This is a genomic window from Undibacterium sp. Ji83W (assembly GCF_049340385.1).
GTDB lineage: Bacteria > Pseudomonadota > Gammaproteobacteria > Burkholderiales > Burkholderiaceae_D > Undibacterium.
The window spans coordinates 1-19,871 of sequence record NZ_JBMPOZ010000040.1; the positions used below are offsets into that span (position 1 = coordinate 1).

Sequence of the window (19,871 nt, forward strand, 5' to 3'; positions counted from 1 at the left end):
TGATACAGATGGGGGAGATGTTCCCCAATTTATGAAGATCATCATGTTCCTGCAACGCATTTCATGCTTTTGCCTGAACATGATTTTGAAATTGAAGAAAATTAGAACTTAATCAGACATTCCTTAGGTTTACTGCGCCTGCTTTGGCCTTGGCAAAGTGACGGCACCCGGGATGACGATATCGTCGCGCAAACGAAGGAATTTAAAACCTAGCAAGCGACGTGGCTTGGCTTGCTTGCTGGTCCTGGTTCTTTCATTGGTGCGGCTAATGAAAGTATCAAAACTCTCTTCCTTGACCTGTGGCTCACCAGAGTTCAGGAAGTTACGCTTGTCATTCGCATCAACCACGACCAGGCCGACATGGGTGATGGATTGATACCCATCTTTGTCTGATACCACGTTCACAAAATCACCATCGCGCAATTGGTCCAGTATGGCACTGACCTTGTCGGCTTTGACATAGGCTTCATGGCTGGTTTGCACCGGGATAGTAGTTTCTTTATGGTGTTGTTCGCGCAGGAATTTTGCCCTGTCGACGACGATGTCATAGCTCGCCACTTTGTCCGCGCCAAAACCGGCACTGACATCTTTAAGCAACCAGGCGTTATTGGTATTCCAGTCGACTTCTGTGTAATGGTTGCGCGTCACCACGCCGATCAGGCCGTCTTTATAACGTATGCGCTGCAGGGTCCAGAAGAATTCTTCCCAGGAACTGCTCAAGGCCATCGCATAGGTATGTTCAGCAAACACCAGGCAATCGCTATGCGTCAGGCTATACATGGGCAGATTGTCATGTAGTTCAAAAGGAAACTCTCCCAGCAGGTTCAGCTTGTAGGGCTGGCCTATATTTTTTCTGGCGATGAGGGCGATGCGCTGGCGCAGGTCAGGTACATTGGCATGCAAATATGCCAGGTACTGATCCACTTCTTGCGGCGTCATCTGGAAGATTTTTTTGTTCTGGAATGGCTCATTAGCGAGTTTTGCAGATGTTGCAGCCTGCTTATCTTCAGCTTGAACAGGTGAAGCAATCGACGCAGTGGTCAATAAAGCGGAAGCGAGAGCGAAGACAAGGACGCGAGGAAGCATGGCAAATTAAAATAAATAGGCTAAAGTCAGACTTATACCATAGCCCGCGATTTGCCTCACCAACAAAGCTCACCAACAAAGCTCAACAACAAACAAAAACGCATGCAGTTCATTTGCTCTGCATGCGCTCACGGGATTACCTTCAGCTAGTTAGTTATACCAAGGCTGTCCTGGCTACCAGCACTCCATCGGCGTCAGCATAAATCCAGTCGCCTGGTTTGATCGCCACTCCTGCCACATTGATGCGTGCATCTCGCATGCCACCACCGTGCTTGGCAGCACGCAGGGGCATGGGTGCCATGGCGCGCACACCGATATTACAGGCATTAATTTCATCCACGTCCCGTATACAACCATGCACGATGATACCTGCCCAGCCGTTTTTTTCAGCCAGCGCCGCCAGGTTGCCACCTACCAGTGCACAACGGAAACTGCCTCCACCATCAATCACCAGGACATGACCATTGCCTGGGGTTTCCAGCGTTTCCCTGACGAGGACATTATCTTCAAAGACTTTCAGCGTCACTGCCTGACCACTGAACTTTGCTACCGTACCATAGCGCATGAAGATAGGCGGGATAACGGCTAGTTCATGCGTGGCGATTTTATCTTCGTTGGCATCACAAATATCACAGGTAGCAAAGCTCATGATTAATCCTCGTTAGTATGGAACCTCATTCTAACCAGCTGAGCAACAATATTCAAACCGCCAATGCCCTGGTCTTGCTGCCGACATTGACGGCCGTCAAGATTGCCAACACCTGGAAGAAGCCAACGCAGATAAATACCCAGGACGGATGATGCGCATCCATGATGGCTCCAAAAATCAGCGGTGCCACTGCCAAACCAGAATCCAGGCCCGAATACACAATGCCGTAGACACGGCCAGTGGCATTTTTGGGCGCTGCAGCACGTATCATCAAATCGCGTGAAGGTCCGGCAACACCAGAACCAAAACCTATCGCGCCCATCAACAAAATGGCGATGCCTGCATTCACAGCCCCACTGGCCAGTATCAGCGAGAAAATACCGGCAAAGCTGAAGGCCAGCGTAATTGTTCTGTCATGGTGGGTAGTTTTAGCTGCCAGAAAACCACCCCACAGCATGCCGCCAGCAGAAGCCAGCATGTACAGGGTATAGGCAGTGGTGGCTGAACCCAGCGACATGTCATACATCTGACGCAAGCTGGCTGATGAAAAGCTTTGTATACCGCCCAGTGCCATGGCGATCATGAAGAAAAAGCCAAAGCACATCCACACTGCCGGTATGCGCATGAAATCCATTGAGCCCTCAGCAGCTTTGGCTGCATGAGCGGCGCTTTGGTGCTTGACTACCTCGGTATGCAACAGGTCGCGGTAAAAAACCAGGATGGCCAAAACGGTAAAAGGCAAGAAAGCTGCACAAAACAAGGCCGTGCGCCAGGTCGTCAGACCAGCAATCGTTACCAGAAACACCGGTGCCGCTGCCCAGCCCAGATTACCGGTAATGCCATGCACAGAAAACGCATAGCCAAGCCGCTGGCTGGATACCTTTTTGTTGAGCAAGGTGTAGTCGGATGGATGAAATACGCTATTCCCTACCCCAGCCATCATGGAACCCATCAATAACATGCTGTAATTTTGCGACATCGACAACACCAAGGCGGCCACACCCAGGCAAGTGATGCCAAAAAACAAAACTGCCCTGGCACCAACTTTATCAACAATAAAACCGGATAAAGCCTGGCCTATGCCAGAAATCACGAAAAACACTGTCATCAGCAAACCCAGCTCGGCAAACGACAAGCTGAACGCATCCTTAATCCAGGGGAATAAAGGTGCCAGTATCATATGGAAAAAATGAGAAATGCCGTGTGCCAAGCCCACCAGGCTGATCACCATCACATCTTTTTTAATATTCTCCGGGGCTGTCTGGGTTGTCGCTGCTGTCGTCATTGAAGTCTTCTCCTGTTTCGAAACGCTCTTGCAAGTTAAAGCAAGCTATCAAGTAAGTAGTGTATGCAAATTCGTCCAGTCTGATTTAAGATAGATAGACAATTTTTATCGAGTTTCTGCCAAACAGGAACACGACATACAGACTAAGGAAGACCATGGCAATTGAAATCCTGACCGATACCCGTCCCCAATCACCAGACAAACGCCCTTCGCCTGAGCGCCCCGTGCGGCTGGCGGCCAGGAACTTGCCAACCGAAGAAATCATCAGCATGCATAGTCACACCTGGGGACAATTGACTTATACGCCACAAGGCATGATGCAGGTACTGGCGAACAATAACACCTGGTTCGTGCCGCCTTTGCGTGCAATCTGGATACCACCAAATGTGGCGCATGAAGTCCGTATCATAGAACCGTCACAACTGCGACTGTTGAACATACATGCCGACTTCGCACCATTTCGCGGTACGGATTGTCTGGTGCTGGAAGTCTCGCCCTTGCTCAGGGAATTGATCGCCTGCATGGAATTGATAGAAGTGGCCAGCCCGCGCGAATTTCATATTGCAGCTGTCATCATGGATGAACTGGAAGCTGCAAAACCCTTGCCGATACGCCTGCCCATGCCCAGGGACAAGCGACTCAAAAACCTCTGTGAAATTTTGCTGGCAGATCCGGCTTCTGGCCTGACAATGGAAGACTATGCGGTACAGGTGGGCGCATCTTCACGCACCCTGTCACGCCTGTTTGAGCAAGAACTGGATATGTCATTCACTGCATGGCGTCAGCAAATGCGTTTATCGAAGGCATCACCATTAATCACCAGTGGCATGCCTTTATCGCAGGTAGCTTCGGAACTTGGTTATGCGAGCCAGTCGGCATTTTCTGCCATGTTCAAAAAAACTTTTGGTGAGTCACCATCAAGTTTTTTCAAGCAAAAGTAAAGGGCTTGCGCAAAATTGTCCCAGCAAGGCGCAGCGACGAAGACAGTACTTTAGTACGGCGAGGAGCTGCAACGCAGCTGGGGCGGTTTTGCGAAAGCCCTATAAAAAAAGGGCAGCATTTGCATGCTGCCCCAACTTGCTTTCCTACGAAGGTAGGACCGGTAATCTATTCCAAAGTTCAATCTGATTTTACGCTAGTTCTCCCGCTTTGCTAAACACCAGCTCGTGGTCTTTGGCATCAATCGCGATAATATCTTTAGGCCCGAATTTCCCTTGCAATATCAGTTTGGACAAGACATTTTCTATCTCTTGCTGGATAGCACGTTTCAAAGGCCTTGCACCGTAGACAGGGTCGAAACCAGCTTCGGCAATTTTTTGCAGAGCATCTTCGCTGACCTGCAAGCCCATGTCCATCTGGCGCAAACGCTGCTCCAGGGTCTTGAGCTGTATCTTGGCAATCGCGCCTATGTTTTTTGCATCCAGCGCATGGAATACCACGATTTCATCAATGCGATTAATGAATTCAGGGCGGAAATGGGTTTTGACTTCACCCATGACAGCCATTTTGATGACTTCCGGATCACTGCCTTCCATCGCCTGTATCTGGTGCGAGCCGAGGTTCGATGTCATGACGATCACGGTATTCTTGAAGTCCACCGTGCGGCCTTGTCCATCTGTCATACGACCATCATCCAGCACCTGCAACAACACATTGAATACATCATGATGCGCTTTTTCGACCTCGTCCAGCAAAATCACGCTATACGGTTTACGCCTGACTGCCTCAGTCAGATAACCGCCCTCTTCATAGCCAACATAGCCAGGTGGCGCACCTATCAGGCGGGCAACAGAATGTTTTTCCATGAACTCACTCATGTCGATACGGATCAAGGATTCTTCTGTATCAAACATGAAATTTGCCAGCGCCTTGCACAACTCGGTTTTACCAACCCCGGTAGGCCCGAGGAACAGGAAAGAACCATAAGGGCGACCAGGATCGCCCAGGCCAGAACGCGAACGGCGGATAGCGTCAGACACTGCAGTAATAGCCTCATGCTGGCCGACGACACGCTGATGCAATGCATCTTCCATATGCAATAATTTCTCGCGTTCACCCTGCATCATGCGTGACACTGGAATGCCAGTTGCACGCGAGACTATCTCTGCAATTTCTTCAGCACCTACCTGCGTGCGCAAGAGTTTCATCTTGCTACCGTCTTGCTGGTTTTTATCCGCCTGGGTATCAGCATGCTTGAGTTGTGCTTCCAGCTCAGGCAATTGACCATACTGTAATTCAGACATGGTTTGCCAGTCGCCACGGCGTTTGGCTTCATCCATTTGTAGGCGGATTTTTTCTATCTCCTCCTTGATATGGGTGCTGCCTTGCACTAGCGCTTTTTCTGCTTTCCAGATTTCTTCGAGGTCAGCATATTCCAGCGACAACTTACCTATCTCTTCTTCGATCAAGACCATGCGCTTCCTGGAGCCCTCATCCTTTTCGCGTTTGACGGCTTCTTTTTCTATCTTTAGCTGTATCAGGCGACGATCCAACTTATCCATGACTTCAGGCTTGGAGTCTATCTCTATCTTGATCTTGGCTGCGGCCTCATCAATCAAGTCGATTGCCTTGTCTGGCAAGAAGCGGTCAGTGATGTAGCGGTGCGACAGCTCAGCTGCTGCAACAATCGCCGGGTCGGTGATATCAACGCCATGATGGACTTCGTATTTCTCTTGCAAGCCACGCAAGATCGCTATCGTTGCCTCTACGCTGGGTTCATCCACGATGATTTTCTGGAAACGGCGTTCCAGCGCTGCATCTTTTTCTATATATTTGCGGTATTCATCGAGCGTGGTTGCTCCTACGCAGTGCAACTCACCACGTGCCAATGCGGGCTTGAGCATATTGCCAGCGTCCATCGCCCCTTCCGCCTTGCCTGCGCCGACCATGGTGTGCAGCTCATCGATAAAGACGATGGTCTGGCCTTCATCCATGGCGATTTCCTTGAGCACGGCTTTCAGGCGCTCTTCAAATTCACCACGGTATTTGGCACCAGCCAACAAGGCAGCCATATCCAGCGACAAGACACGTTTGGATTTCAGACTATCCGGCACTTCGCCATTGACAATACGCTGGGCCAGGCCCTCAACAATGGCAGTTTTACCGACACCAGGCTCACCGATGAGCACAGGATTATTCTTGCTGCGACGCTGCAAGACCTGGATGGCGCGGCGGATTTCATCATCACGGCCTATGACAGGATCAAGCTTGCCCAGACGGGCACGCTCAGTCAGGTCCATTGTGTATTTCTTTAAAGCCTCGCGTTGACCTTCGGCATCCTGGCTATCCACATTATTGCTGCCGCGCACTCCGGCAATAGCGGCCTCCAAGGCTTTACGCGTCAGGCCATTCTCGCGTGCCAGTTTGCCTGCTTCAGACCTGTCTTCGGTCAATGCTAGCAAGATCATCTCGCTGGCGAGGAACTGGTCACCACGCTTTTGTGATTCCTTGTCAGCCAGATTGAGCAAACCCACGAGTTCGCGCCCGGCCTGGACCTGGCCGTCAGTACCACTGACCTTGGGCAATCTCTCCAAAGCAGCCTTCAATGCATTGCTGAGGGCAGTCACATTCACCCCTGCCCTTTGCAAAAGGGAATGACTGCTACCATCATCCTGGTTGATTAATGCCAACAAGACGTGCACAGGTTCTATGTATTGGTTATCATTGCCGACGGCCTGACTTTGCGCATCGGCGAGCGCTTCTTGTAGCTTGGTAGTTAATTTGTCGAGCCGCATGACTCTCTCCTGAAGAATTAGTTAGCATACAATTTGGGGCAGGCCAGCCAATTTCAAGAATAGGCAAAGCTAAACTCGCAGTGCATTTCACGATGTTTGTTTTATATCAAAGACCACATGGATTTACATCAGATACAAATTACTTATCTTCCTGATCAGGATAGACTGTTGCTCAAACTGTCGTTTGCAGAAAAAGACAAGCCCGCCCGACAAGAGATAGACCTCTTGTTTACCCGCAGCACGACCATGAAATTCTGGCCAGGCTTGCTGGAAGCCATGGGCAAGCAAGTCAAGATGAGCAAACCCAGCGCCGCCCATGCCAGTTCAGAGCTGGTACAAATGGAGCATGAAGCTTCAGTGGCTGAAATGAAGGATAGCGGTCACTTCAACGCTCCATTAGAAGATGATGTTGAAAGCTGGCCCCTGGGCAAGGACGCCATGTTGCCAGAGAACATACAATTCCACGTCCACGCAAAACTGCCATTCAGGATGGAATTTACAGTTGCTGGTGGCAAGAATTTTGAAATTGCCATGGGCAAGCGTTTGCTGCATGGCTTTTGCAAATTATTCCAGGATGCAGTGGAAAAAGCGGATTGGGGTTTCACCCTGGAAATGATGGGCAACGCGCCGGAGGCTCCTCCGGCGGGGATGCTGAACTAAGCTAAAAGTTTCAAATTAAAGACGGCAAAGTCTTAAGCGAATTTGCCGGATTCTTTAAATTGATTGGTTGCCTCCACCAGTGCAGCAGCAATGCCAGGTTCACCACCAGAATGTCCAGCGTCAGCAATCATGTGCATGCTTGCTTCTGGCCAGGCCAGGTGCAGCCTGTGCGCAGTCACTGGCGGACAAACCACATCATAACGGCCTTGCACGATGACGGCAGGCAAATGACGGATACGATCTATATCCTCAATCAACTGGTCTTCGCGCATGAAAGCGCCATTGACCATGTAATGCGCTTCCAGTCTGCCCAGACCTATGCACATGGCATCTGACTCAAAATCGGCAATCGTATCCGGCTGTGGCAGCAAGAAGATACAAGAGCCTTCATAACGGCTCCAGTTACGCGCCGCCTCGGTGTAAATCAAAGGGTCGTCGCTGAACAGGCGCTTGGCATAGGCTTGCAGCAAGTCGTGGCGCTCTTCTGCTGGCACGCCTTCTGCAAATCGTTGATGCACTTCTGGGAAAAACCATTTCATGCCGTTCACGAACCATTCCACCTCAGCCTTGGTACACAGGAAAATACCCCTGAGGACAAATCCCAGGCAGCGCTCGGGATGCGCTTCGCCATACGCCAGCGCCAGTGTTGATCCCCATGAGCCGCCAAAGACCAGCCATTGTTCTATGCCCAGCATGACCCGAATTTTTTCTATATCGTCCACCAGCAAAGCCGTGGTGTTATTGCGATATTCACCCAGCGGCAGGGATTTACCCGCGCCACGCTGATCAAACAGCACGATACGATAATGCGCAGGATCAAAGAAACGACGGTGATTTGGTGCCGTACCCCCGCCAGGCCCGCCATGCAGGAAAATCACAGGCTGACCATCAGGATTACCACTTTCTTCCCAATACAGGGTATGCGTATCATCGACTGGCAGCATGCCGGTACGATATGGCTCTATGACAGGGAATAAAGAAGTAGTATCTGCGCTCATATGGATAAGAAATAGACAGGAAATAGATGAAATAGTGTAGGTCGTTCACAAGGATTATACTCAAGTACATTGAGAAGCAATAGGCAATATTGCAACATCTGATTGTGTATTGCGGTATAGACTTTTATTTTTTATGATGCTGTTTTCACATTCGCCGCTCTACTATGCCCTTATCAGATCCCCACGCTCATTCGAATGAACCTGAACAATTGGGTGCTCCTGGCCTGTACAGCTATTGGTCACGCACGATGGCAATCCTGAATGGTAAAGGTGGGGGGCATAATCTGGAATTTCACAGGGATCGCCTGCTCCTGCATGTCCTGGGGCTAGGCCAGGAGCAAACAGCACAGTATCTTTCACAAAACCTGCCAGATTTTCAAGAGTTCGAAGCCTGGATTATCCAGACGGCAGGCATGCCGTCCAATAATACTATCGCTCGTCTGCAAAATTTGTATTTCGGTAGTCCACTCCCGGCCGATTTCTTAAGCTTATTTGAACAAGTCACTAACATGCCTGACGTGTTCAGCAAAGAAGACTTGCAGCACTGGGAAAAACATGGCTACGTCATACTGCATGAGGCAGTGCCCGCTGCAGATTGTGCAATGGCATCCCAGACTATCTGGGATGCATTAGGTGCAAGCGAAGATGATGAGACATCCTGGTACCACAAAGGGCACGCGAACATCATGGTGCAGCTATTCCAGTCACCCGTATTTGAAAAAAACCGCCGCTCATTACGCATACACAAAGCATACTCACAATTATGGGGGACCGCAGATTTGTGGGCAACAACCGACCGCTGCAGCTTCAATGTCCCTGAAAAACCAGGTCACGCCTTTCAAGGGCCGGACTTACATTGGGATGTGAGCTTACAGCAACCTGTGCCATTAGCTACTCAGGGCATACTCTACCTGACCGACACGCCACCAGAGCAAGGTGCACTCACTCTGGTTCCCGGTTTTCATCAAAGCCTGGGTAAATGGCTGGATGAATTACCTGAGAATGCTCATCCCAGGGAACAAGATTTACATGCATTGGGTTCGATACCCGTAGGTGGCAAAGCTGGCGACCTGATCATCTGGCATCAGGCCCTGCCACATGGCAGCCGCCCCAATCGAGGCAAAAAACCACGCATCGTACAATACATCAATATGCTGCCCAGTCAATTGCAGATACATGAAACCTGGCGCTGATCAGGCAATTGATACGGCAATGAGTTTATAACTGGCAAAACCGGCGAAACAACAGACAATGGAGCCGAGCAAATGCGCGCCGCTGTGCAACAAGGCCCAGCCATAATCACCACGATGCAAAAGGCTCATGGCTTCTGCTGAAAAAGTAGAAAAAGTCGTCAAGCCGCCCAAAAAACCAGTGATCAGAAACAAGCGCCATTCAGGTGAGATATGGGGGTTGGCAGAGAAAAAAGCGACGGCAAATCCAATGACGTAACCACCACCCAAATTGGCGAGCAAAGTCCCAATCGGGAACAGAGGCAAAACGCCATTTAGCCACAATCCCAAAGCCCAGCGCAACCAGGCACCAAATGCTGCGCCTACACCAACGGCCAGCGCACCCAGCCAACTCATGCTACACCCTCTGCTGATATTGGCGTGCTCCACTTTTGCAAGGCCAGATCATCGGTTTCACGCGCATCTACCCAGCGCGATCCCTCTGGTGTTTGTTCTTTCTTCCAGAACGGTGCCTGGGTCTTTAAATAATCCATGATGAATTCGCAGGCAGCAAAAGCATCGCCACGATGGCGCGTGGCCACTGCCACCAACACAATCTGGTCCAGTGGCTGCAAAGGCCCTACTCTGTGTATAACGAGGGTGTTGATCAAATCCCAGCGTGCCTGCGCCTGCCCGACTATCTGTTCCAGCGCTTTTTCTGTCATGCCAGGATAATGTTCCAGCTCCATGCCACTGATGTTCTGACCATCATTGATATCGCGCACCAGGCCGACAAAGCTGACCACGGCACCTATACCAGGATTGCCCTGACGCAGTTGCGCCAGCTCAGCATTCAGATCAAAATCAGCAGTTTGCACGCGGATAGTCATGTCAGTCATACCTCAGCCTCCGGTAACTGGCGGGAAGAAAGCCACTTCCGCCCCTTCGCTGATCCGTGTATCCGGCTCACACATTTGCTGGTTATACGCCATGCGCAAAGCACGCCCTGGTGCCAGCACTTCTGCCCAGATATCCCCACGCGCGACCAGCCAGGACCTGACTTCACCTACCGTATTTATATCTTCCGGCAAAACCACTTTTTGCTCAGACATACCCAGTTTTTCACGGACACTGGCAAAAAAACGTAATTGTATATTCATGATCTAAAACACTAAAAATAAAGGCAACCTGAATGATGCAGATTACATCAGGCTACTAAAGGGGATATATCGTACCAGCTCACCCTTACGTATGCTCTGACCTGGCGCAAGATCGATCAGACCATCACCCCAGACTGTGGAGGTCAACACACCAGAACTTTGATTGGAGAATAAATCCAGACCGCCCTCGACATTCAGGCGGGCACGCAAAAATTCATTGCGACGGTCTGGCTTTAGCCAATCAAAATCAGCGCGCACCTGGTAAGCAGCCGGTTCCACTTTTTCTACGCCTTGCATACGCAGGATAAACGGACGCACGAACAGCAGGAAAGTCACAAAGCTGGAGACTGGATTACCCGGCAAGCCCATAAAGAATGCCTTGCCTACTTCACCAAAGGCCAAAGGCTTGCCGGGCTTCATGGCTATCTGCCACATATTCAAGCTACCTTCAGCTTCAACCGCCGGGCGTATATGATCTTCTTCACCAACCGAAACACCGCCCGATGTGATGATGAGATCATGATCCTGGCTGGCACGGCGCAAAGTGTCACGCGTTGCATCCAGCTTGTCTGGCACGATGCCATAATCAGTGACAACGCAACCCAAGTCTTGCAGTAAACCTGTCAGGGTAAAGCGGTTGGAGTTGTAAATCGCCCCTGGCTTTAAAGGCTCGCCCGGCATGGTCAACTCATCACCAGTAAAAAACACGGCAACCCTGGGCTGGCGTAATACAGGCAATTGGGCCAAACCTACTGAGGCGGCCAATCCCAGTTCCTGCGCGCGCAAACGCGTGCCTGCTTTCAATATAGTGGCACCGGCATGGATATCCTCTCCCTGGCGGCGCACCCATTCACCCGCCTTTGGCTGGTGTTTGATAATCACGAACTCGCCGTCTGTCTGACATTGCTCTTGCATGACAACGGCATCCGCTCCCTCGGGTATCATGGCACCAGTGAAGATGCGGGCAGCTGTGCCAGGCTCCAGGGCATGGGCGACATGACCAGCGGGTATTCTTTGAGAGACACGCAAACGCGTCTCGCCACTGACACAATCACTGGCGCGCACGGCATAACCATCCATCTGGGTATTATCCACAGGTGGTACGTTCAATAAAGACGACTGATCCTGAGCGAGGATGCGGCCATTGGCGACAATCGTGGCGAGGTTTTCACTAGCCCCGGCAGCACAAATGGGGCGCACCGCTGACAATAAAAAATCCAGCGCTTCTTTGGTACTCAGCATAGGTTTCGACATAATTCTGATTTTGCTTCTGCTCGTAGAGGAATAAGCTACATTGTAGCCTGAGTCCCTGTGCTTTACTGTGTGACGCTGATACTGCGAACTATATAGGATCTAAAAATGGATCTAAAAACGAACCTCAAAACAAAAAAATCCACAGACAATGAAGCATGTGGATTTCTTTATTTAACACGGGTTTGGCCCGTGTCAACAAGAGCAATCAGGGTGCCAGAACCATTTGACCGTTCTGGTAAGTGACTCGGAGCCTGTCGCCAACGCGATAATAATTGGTCGGTTCCACCAGTACTGCACGCTGATCACCATTGGGCAGGCGTAACGTCAATTCCAGTTTGCGTCTCGGGGTAGAGTTGCGCTCCATTTCATTACCAATGACACCACCGGCAATCGCGCCACCTACGGTAGCCAAGTCACGCCCTGTGCCTTTACCAACCTGATGACCCAGCACACCGCCAAGCAAGGCGCCCACCACGGCACCACCACCAGAAGAGCCGCCACTGCCGACATTCACATCACGCATACCGACAATGACAGCCGTATCCACATAAGTATTTTGATATTGCTGGGCAGGGTAATTTTGAGGATTTTGCCCATAAGCCGGATATTGAGGCTGAGTCTGATATTGCTGAGGATATTGATTTTGCGATTGAGCGGGATAACGCTGGACCGCACATCCTGTCAGTGCAACCGCAACTGCGATGGTAGTCAGGATAGTAAGCTTGCGCATGATGAACTCCGAAAAATAGGTAATGTAGTCAGTTAACGCAACAGCAAGCTTATTGTTGACTGGATGTGTCGAAATATCTCTTGAAATAACAATCACTTACAATTTCTTATCAAAAAGAAAATTTATTGAAATATTACTTTCAAACCACTTTTGCTACCGCGCTCAATTGCCCATAGATAATTTTCATTATATTTACGCTGCGATTGATATGGGTCAAATACTAATAAGAACGATTATCATTTACTTTCACATTTCATTTCGTTACAATTGCGCTCTGATTTTTTTACATTCCTACCTCAGCCATTCTTGAAGAAAAGCCAGCGGTATTTTATTTTCATTATCATCCAGGAAATATCATGGTTCACATCAAGAGTCGCAAGCACTCCAATTTTAATACGCGCATCAACCACACAATGACGGTCGCAGCGACAGCATTTTTGCTACCTATCGCAGCCCATGCAGCTGACCCGGCCTTGCCTGAAGTGAAAGTGACAGCAAAGACCGAGAATGATTTCAAGGCGGACAAAGCATCCTCTCCTAAATACACGCAACCGCTGGTCGATACGACACAAACCATTACTGTCATCAAACGTGAACTGATTGATCAGCAAGGTGCCTTGACGCTGACAGAAGCGCTGCGCAATACCCCAGGTGTGGGCGCGTTCTTCCTCGGGGAAAATGGCAGCACCAGCACTGGTGACAGCATCTACATGCGCGGCTTTGATGCGTCCAGCAGCATTTATGTTGATGGCGTACGTGATCTGGGTTCAATTTCCCGTGATTTGTTCAATATCGAGCAAATCGACGTATTGAAAGGCCCGGCTGGTACAGATAGTGGCCGTGGTGCCCCTACAGGCTCAGTTAATCTGGTCAGCAAACAGGCAACTCTTGATGATGCCATCCTGGGTAATGTGACTGTCGGTAGTGGTAGCCAAAAACGTGTGGCACTGGACTGGAACAAGGCCATCAGTGCTGAACAGGGCTCTGCATTCCGTTTGAACGTGGTAGATCAGGACAGTGGCGTGGTTGGCCGCAATGAACTCAAAAACAAACGCTGGGGTGTTGCGCCTTCCTTCGCCTTTGGCCTGAAGTCACCTACCCGCGTCTATGTGAATTACCTGCATGTGCAACAAGACAATGTACCTGACGGTGGTGTGCCCACAGTAGGTCTGCCTGGCTATACCAGCCCCGACCCAAAACGTCCGTTCATTGGATCTGCACCTAAAGTCAATCCAGAGAATTTCTACGGCTCTGTCAATGACTTTGACAAGGTCACAGCTGACATGCTGACTGGCCGCATTGAACATGACTTCAGCGACAAGGTAAAACTGATCAACACAGCGCGCTATGGTAAAACCAGCCAGCATTACCTGCTGACATCCTTCATGGGTTCTACTGCTAATTTGCTGACGCCATCAACAACTGATCTGTCTACCTGGACACTGGCACGCGGCACGCGTACTTTGAAAGACCAGGAAAATGAAATCCTGACCAACCAGACTAATCTGGTGGCAGACCTGGATCTGGGCGGTCTGAAACACAGTCTGGTCGGCGGCATTGAAATCACCAGCGAAAAACAAAATACCTGGGGCAATGATGGCCTGGGTACTTTACCAGCAGCTAATTTCTACAACCCAAACCCACGTGACCCTGTGACTGGCCTGAACCCGGTACGCAATGCCGTCTTTACCCGTGGTGCAACCAATACTGCCAGCGCCTATGTATTTGACACAATCAAGTTCAGCCCTGAATGGCAAGCCAATGCTGGCGTACGTATTGACCATTACACGACTGACTATTCTGCCGTAAGCCTGTCCACAGCTACGGCCAACCCTACCTTGCCAGTGGGCACGCCAGTTCCTACCAACCTGAACATGGCAGGTAACCTGGTCAACTTCAAACTGGGTGCTTTGTACAAACCAACCAAGGACAGCAGCGTCTATGCATCGTATTCCACGTCCAAACAGCCGCCTGGTGGTTCCAACTTTGCCTTGAGCGCATCTGCCAGCAGCGCCGCCAATCCAAAGTTTGATCCGCAAGAAACCAAGAACATGGAAATTGGTACCAAGTGGGATTTGCTGGATCAAAAACTGTCTTTCACAGCAGCGATCTACCGTACTGAAGTATCCAATGAAGTCGTACAAAACCTGACTGATTTGCTGTACTACCAAACTGGCAAAAAACGCGTGCAAGGTGTAGAACTGGGTGTGACAGGTGCAGTCAACCGCAACTGGCTGGTCAGCGCAGGTTATACACGCATGGACACCAGTGTTGAAAGCGGCCCACTGGTGACTGCGAGCGGCATCAACAACCTGAGCTATACACCTAAACAAAGCTTCACAGCCTGGACTTCTTACCAATTACCTATGGGTATCAAGATTGGCGGCGGAGCACGTTTTGTTGATGCACTGTTGCGCGGCACGGACGGCGCAGTAGGCACACCGGCAAAGACAGAAGCGTATTGGGTATTTGATTCCATGGCCAGCTATGCCATCAATAAAAACATAGACCTGCAACTAAACATCAACAACATCGCTGACAAAGTCTATGTTGCTGCCATCAACAAAAGTGGTTACCGTTATACTCCAGGTACACCAAGGGCAGTCAGCCTGACAGCAAATGTAAAATTCTAAAGCAATCAAACTGGCCCCTCTTACTGAGGGGCTTTTTTCTGGAGCGTTCGTAATGATGTTACATATACCTGGCGTGCTCAGCCGTGAGCAAGTCAGTGCAATAAGATTGAGGCTGGACGCAGCCAACTGGGTTGATGGCAAACAGACTGTAGGGGCACAAGGTGCCCAGGTTAAGCGTAATCGCCAACTGCCTGAACATTCTGCGCTGGCACAAGAACTGGGCCAGATCGTTCTGGCGGCATTAAAAAACAACCCTCTGTTCTTTGCTGCTGCCCTGCCCTTGCGCATTGTGCCGCCCTTGTTTAACTCTTATGTCGGTGGCGAACACTATGGCCTGCACGTCGATGGCGCTGTGCGCAACGTCGCCAATGCCGCCAATTTCAACTACAGTTTGCGTACCGACGTATCTTCCACCCTGTTCCTGTGCGACCCGGAAGAATATGATGGCGGCGAACTTGAAGTGGTCGATACCTATGGCACACATGAAGTGAAATTGCCTGCCGGTGACCTGATACTCTACCCATCCACCAGTCTGCACCAGGTCTTGCCAGTAACCCGTGGTGAACGCGTATGCTCGTTCTTATGGACGCAAAGCATGATACGTGACGACGCCCGCCGTACCATGCTGTTTGAAATGGACCAAAACATCACCCGCCTGCGCAGCTTGCTTGGTGATAGTGCAGAAGTATTGAGCCTGACGGGCCAGTACCACAATCTCTTGCGCATGTGGTCAGAAACCTGAACTTGCTTGTCACCGGCACATTAAACAGCAAAGCCCGCAAAGATAAATTTTCATGCGGGCTTTCTTACTTAAAGGTAAACTTGCCTTAACCGAAGACTATCCATCCCAGCAAACGCATTTAGATCAAACAAACATGAAACTAGACAAGCACACCAGCCAGTCTGCCAGGAGCGTGGATGTTTAAGCCGTTTGCCGATTATCTGTCGAATAAAAGATTTGCATCCCTGGATGGCTTGCGCGCCATCAGTATCATCGCCGTCATCTGGCATCACACTGCGCCTGCGGGCATCAATGAAATACTGGCAGGCATAGGTGCGCAAGGTGTGCAATTATTCTTTGCCATCAGCGGTTTTTTGATCACGACCTTGCTGTTAAGAGAACGTGAGCGCAATGGCAAGATAGACCTCAAGGCGTTTTACCTGCGCCGTTCACTGCGCATCTTCCCGTTGTATTACGGTACCCTGGCGCTGTATATCCTACTGGTATATGCACTGGAAAGACATTCTGAAGTGGGCCAAGCTTTCTTTCATAATCTCACCTACTTTGCGACTTACACTTCGAATATCTTTGTCGCCCTTGATGGAAGGGTCATCTTTTATTTTGCCTGGTCACTGGCAGCGGAAGAGCAATTTTATCTGGTATGGCCACCACTCTTATTACTAGCAGGCTCAGTCAAAAGAGCCGGCATCATCCTGATCAGCGTTATTGCAATTTGCATAGCAAGCCAAATAGCAGGGCTGCACGCATTCGATATCATACAACTACCCATCGTCATCGGTGCCTTGCTGGCGATAGGTTTGAATAATGAAACGCATTTTGCCTGGCTCTATCGTATTCTTGGTCAGACATGGTCAGCACCCCTGCTCTTCATCGCACTGTTGTTTGTCTTGCTTGGCAATGTATTGCCTGGCTTTGTTGCTTCAATATTGTTTACCGCACTGGTTGGGGCTTGCGTGATTCAGGAGCGCCATCCTCTTGCACCCATAATGTCATTGAAGCCCATCGCTTATCTGGGGTCTATCAGCTACGGCATGTATATGTTGCACATGCTATGCAAAAACTTTGTCACCAAACTTTTCGGCGTCCTGCAGATTCACGAACCAGGCATCGCGGTTTTCTTGTTGACGCTGATTCTAGCTACCATCACCGCCAGCATCAGCTTCCGCTATTACGAATCCTGGTTCTTGAACTTGAAAACCCGGTTTGAGCGCTAAGAACCTGTTTCCGATCTTACTGCGCGAGCGTGATCGAGGCTCATGTGCTGCTCAAAATGCTCATGTACTAGAGTACATTCCGCTTTCTGCGCTGCGTTTTTGTTACCCTCGACCCCGCTGACGCACGCTCGCTACAGATCGGAAACAGGTTCTAAGACAAAAGATTAAGCACGCTGCCATGCAAATTGCTCAAGCCTGTTGGCAGATCTTCTACGGCCCCGGTGATCAGCACTGGCATCAAACAGCGGTATCAATCCGGCAAACCGGGCGGCCCAGGAATTATCTGCCCTGAACTTGCTCAGACCATCTGCACTGCTGCGATGCCGCAGGCAAGTCTTGAGCAAAGTCGTAAAATCACTATCCCCGTTGTATAAAAACACCCCGTCCTCATCTGCCCGCAAAGACATCTCACCAAAGTCAGATGACAAAACTGGTATCCCCAGCGAGCGGTATTCATAGTACTTGATAGGATCAACTGATGCCGTTAACAATTTTCGCTTGAACGGTATCAAGCCTACAGAAAATTTCTGCATGGCCTGCATGGCACGCGCATGGCTGCATGCCGGCAGGATTTGTACATTCTTTGGTAGCGCGCAAGGTGGCGGCATGAACACTGGACCTATCAGGCGCACAAGGGCACGGGGGTCCGTGTTTATCAGGGACGATGCCAGCTTGACGACTGCATCCCAGTCAAACCAGTGCCCTATCGTGCCCACATAACCATACACTGGTGACTGCTCTGATCTTGGCAATGCAGGCGGCAGGTTATCACTGTCACAGGCATTCAGTATCAGGCTCAGTTTGTCAGCCTGATCCGAGAAACGTGAGACAGCACTGGAAGAAACCACGATCTTATTGACCCTGGCTGCCAGATTAGCCTCGGTATATTGCATGGCCTTGCTGGACAAGCCTTCATAGAAGGCCGGAAAATCATCCATGGCATCATACATGGATGCCATTTCCGGGTAACGCGCCAACACCTGTAAGGCCAGCTTGGAAGGCTTGCCAACAACGATTTGCGCCTTGGCATTGCCAACAAATGCATCTATCTCAGCCATGGCCTTACGCCAAAACCATTGCTGCAAAAACCCCGAGGCAGGCAAAGGTTCTATCGGCAAGGCAGGAACCTTGACCAGTGTTAACCAGTCTGCTTTTTCCGGATTTTCTTTTTCCTTGAAGGTGCCAGCAATAGCAGAGGTCTGCGCAAATTTTGAAGCAAGCACACGTTGCACATCGCTCATGTCTGGCAAACGTGTGGGATACGGGTCTATCCACAATACCTTCGCATTAAATTGCTGATGAAACCAGCGCACAAACTGATGTGGTCTTTGGGCAAAGCTGTTCCACGGAACAGGCGAGAGATAGACGAGGCGCATCATGCAAGCTCAGCTTCAAGTGCGGCTTCGCTATGACTATCTGCAGATTTATCCTGGGCCGCATAATATTGCTTGAGTACCCGCACTATCCGTCCGGCTGCCACGCCATCACCATAGGGCGATACACCTCTGGCCATCTCCTTGTAAGCAGCTTCATCATCCAGCAGCTTTTGTGTCTCTGCAACGATATTGTCGTAATTTGCCCCAACCAGTTTCACTACACCCTGCTCTACTGCTTCTGGCCTTTCGGTTTCTTCACGCAAGACCAGCACAGGCTTGGCCAACGCTGGCGCTTCTTCCTGCACCCCACCAGAATCACTGATGATCAGATAAGCGCGCTTCATCGCGGCCACGAAAGGGGCATAATCCAGCGGTGCACACAAATGAATATTCGCGCAAGCACCCAGCGTTGCATGGGCAACCTCTTTGACATTCGGATTTGGATGCACAGGGTAAAGGAACTGCACATCCGGGTTATCCTGCGCCAGCTTGAGTATGGCGCGGCAGATATGGGCAAATGGTTCACCAAAATTCTCACGCCTGTGTGAAGTGATGAGCACCATGCGCTTGCTGGCATCCAGCTCTATGCCCAGATTCAGTTCACGTTCCGCCGTCATCAGCAAGGCATCAATCACGGTATTACCTGTGACGATGATGTCGCTATCAGTCACACCTTCACGCAAGAGATTCTGGCGTGAACTTTCTGTTGGGGCAAAATGCCATTGAGCGAGGCGGCCAGTCAAGACCCGGTTTGCTTCTTCTGGAAATGGATTTTGCTTATCCCAGGTACGCAAGCCCGCTTCAACATGGCCAATAGGTATGCGATGATAAAAGCAGGCCAGCGATACTGTCATGACAGTTGTTGTATCGCCCTGCACCAAGACCACATCTGGTTTCTCTGCCAGCAAGACTGCATCCAGGTCCAGCAGCATGCGGCCAGTGAGTGTTGTCAATGACTGGTTAGGTCGCATCATGTTCAAATCAATATCAGCTTCAATATCAAAAAATGACAACACCTGATCCAGCATCTGGCGATGTTGTGCCGTTGCCAGTACCCTGACCTGCGCCCAGGGTTCTTGCTTCAATGCCAGAATAACGGGAGCCATCTTGATGGCTTCAGGACGCGTACCAACGACACACAATATTTTTTTCATGATGATTTACTTTCAGATTCAGAAATT

18 protein-coding genes are annotated in these 19,871 nt (G+C 50.3%); 6 read left to right on the forward strand and 12 right to left on the reverse strand.

Annotation, left to right across the window (positions count from 1 at the left end):
• Positions 1-129: 129 nt before the first annotated feature.
• The 3 genes from ACO0LD_RS30955 to ACO0LD_RS30965 all read right to left on the reverse strand — a co-directional run bounded on the left by ACO0LD_RS30955 (position 130) and on the right by ACO0LD_RS30965 (position 3,020).
• A complete protein-coding gene (locus ACO0LD_RS30955; RefSeq protein WP_423013255.1) occupies positions 130-1,086 on the reverse strand; it encodes an N-acetylmuramoyl-L-alanine amidase-like domain-containing protein in 957 nt (318 codons plus the stop codon).
• 154 nt (positions 1,087-1,240) lie between these two features.
• Positions 1,241-1,735 carry a ribonuclease E activity regulator RraA gene (rraA, locus tag ACO0LD_RS30960; RefSeq protein WP_423013257.1) on the reverse strand — a complete coding sequence of 165 codons (495 nt, stop codon included), beginning with the start codon at positions 1,733-1,735 and terminating at the stop codon, positions 1,241-1,243.
• Between the two features lie 52 nt (positions 1,736-1,787).
• Positions 1,788-3,020, reverse strand: a complete 1,233-nt coding sequence (locus ACO0LD_RS30965; protein ID WP_423013259.1) for an MFS transporter — start codon at positions 3,018-3,020, stop codon at positions 1,788-1,790.
• A 155-nt stretch (positions 3,021-3,175) separates the two neighbouring features.
• On the opposite strand from ACO0LD_RS30965, the gene ACO0LD_RS30970 reads away from it, so the two are divergent.
• On the forward strand, positions 3,176-3,961 hold the full coding sequence (locus tag ACO0LD_RS30970; RefSeq protein WP_423013261.1) for an AraC family transcriptional regulator: 786 nt from the start codon (positions 3,176-3,178) through the stop codon (positions 3,959-3,961).
• 189 nt (positions 3,962-4,150) lie between these two features.
• Here the strand turns inward: ACO0LD_RS30970 and clpB are convergent, their stop codons facing one another.
• Positions 4,151-6,754, reverse strand: coding sequence for an ATP-dependent chaperone ClpB (clpB, locus tag ACO0LD_RS30975; protein ID WP_423013263.1), 2,604 nt, complete (start codon positions 6,752-6,754; stop codon positions 4,151-4,153).
• A 117-nt stretch (positions 6,755-6,871) separates the two neighbouring features.
• Between clpB and ACO0LD_RS30980 the strand changes: the two genes are divergently transcribed.
• On the forward strand, positions 6,872-7,414 hold the full coding sequence (locus ACO0LD_RS30980) for a hypothetical protein (RefSeq protein WP_423013265.1): 543 nt from the start codon (positions 6,872-6,874) through the stop codon (positions 7,412-7,414).
• A gap of 32 nt (positions 7,415-7,446) precedes the next feature.
• Here ACO0LD_RS30980 and pip read toward each other — a convergent pair whose 3' ends face one another.
• A complete protein-coding gene (gene pip, locus ACO0LD_RS30985; RefSeq protein WP_423013267.1) occupies positions 7,447-8,412 on the reverse strand; it encodes a prolyl aminopeptidase in 966 nt (321 codons plus the stop codon).
• A gap of 164 nt (positions 8,413-8,576) precedes the next feature.
• Between pip and ACO0LD_RS30990 the strand changes: the two genes are divergently transcribed.
• Entirely contained in the window at positions 8,577-9,605 is a 1,029-nt protein-coding gene (locus ACO0LD_RS30990; protein ID WP_423013269.1) for a phytanoyl-CoA dioxygenase family protein, read from the forward strand.
• On the opposite strand, the gene crcB is transcribed toward ACO0LD_RS30990, so the two are convergent.
• The 5 genes from crcB to ACO0LD_RS31015 all read right to left on the reverse strand — a co-directional run bounded on the left by crcB (position 9,606) and on the right by ACO0LD_RS31015 (position 12,725).
• Positions 9,606-9,998 (reverse strand): fluoride efflux transporter CrcB, encoded by a 393-nt coding sequence (gene crcB, locus ACO0LD_RS30995; RefSeq protein ID WP_423013271.1) that lies wholly within the window; start codon positions 9,996-9,998, stop codon positions 9,606-9,608.
• Entirely contained in the window at positions 9,995-10,471 is a 477-nt protein-coding gene (gene moaE / locus ACO0LD_RS31000; protein WP_423013303.1) for a molybdopterin synthase catalytic subunit MoaE, read from the reverse strand. The genes crcB and moaE overlap by 4 nt, the downstream gene beginning before the upstream one ends.
• 12 nt (positions 10,472-10,483) lie before the next feature.
• Positions 10,484-10,741, reverse strand: coding sequence for a molybdopterin converting factor subunit 1 (gene moaD, locus ACO0LD_RS31005; RefSeq protein ID WP_423013273.1), 258 nt, complete (start codon positions 10,739-10,741; stop codon positions 10,484-10,486).
• A 42-nt stretch (positions 10,742-10,783) separates the two neighbouring features.
• Positions 10,784-11,995: a gephyrin-like molybdotransferase Glp gene (gene glp, locus ACO0LD_RS31010; protein WP_423013275.1), complete on the reverse strand. Its 1,212-nt coding sequence runs from the start codon at positions 11,993-11,995 to the stop codon at positions 10,784-10,786.
• Between the two features lie 205 nt (positions 11,996-12,200).
• Positions 12,201-12,725, reverse strand: a complete 525-nt coding sequence (locus tag ACO0LD_RS31015; protein WP_423013277.1) for a glycine zipper 2TM domain-containing protein — start codon at positions 12,723-12,725, stop codon at positions 12,201-12,203.
• 356 nt (positions 12,726-13,081) lie between these two features.
• On the opposite strand from ACO0LD_RS31015, the gene ACO0LD_RS31020 reads away from it, so the two are divergent.
• The 3 genes from ACO0LD_RS31020 to ACO0LD_RS31030 all read left to right on the forward strand — a co-directional run bounded on the left by ACO0LD_RS31020 (position 13,082) and on the right by ACO0LD_RS31030 (position 17,314).
• Positions 13,082-15,358, forward strand: a complete 2,277-nt coding sequence (locus ACO0LD_RS31020; protein ID WP_423013279.1) for a catecholate siderophore receptor Fiu — start codon at positions 13,082-13,084, stop codon at positions 15,356-15,358.
• Positions 15,359-15,410: 52 nt separating this feature from the next.
• Positions 15,411-16,100 (forward strand): Fe2+-dependent dioxygenase, encoded by a 690-nt coding sequence (locus ACO0LD_RS31025; protein WP_423013281.1) that lies wholly within the window; start codon positions 15,411-15,413, stop codon positions 16,098-16,100.
• A gap of 176 nt (positions 16,101-16,276) precedes the next feature.
• The gene (locus ACO0LD_RS31030; RefSeq protein ID WP_423013283.1) at positions 16,277-17,314 is read left to right on the forward strand and encodes an acyltransferase family protein; all 1,038 of its coding nucleotides are present in this window, start codon (positions 16,277-16,279) and stop codon (positions 17,312-17,314) included.
• Positions 17,315-17,478: 164 nt separating this feature from the next.
• Here the strand turns inward: ACO0LD_RS31030 and ACO0LD_RS31035 are convergent, their stop codons facing one another.
• Both ACO0LD_RS31035 and wecB read right to left on the reverse strand, forming a co-directional pair.
• Positions 17,479-18,693: a glycosyl transferase gene (locus ACO0LD_RS31035; protein WP_423013285.1), complete on the reverse strand. Its 1,215-nt coding sequence runs from the start codon at positions 18,691-18,693 to the stop codon at positions 17,479-17,481.
• Positions 18,690-19,844, reverse strand: coding sequence for a non-hydrolyzing UDP-N-acetylglucosamine 2-epimerase (gene wecB, locus ACO0LD_RS31040; RefSeq protein WP_423013287.1), 1,155 nt, complete (start codon positions 19,842-19,844; stop codon positions 18,690-18,692). Before wecB ends, ACO0LD_RS31035 begins: the two co-directional genes overlap by 4 nt.
• Positions 19,845-19,871: the final 27 nt, after the last annotated feature.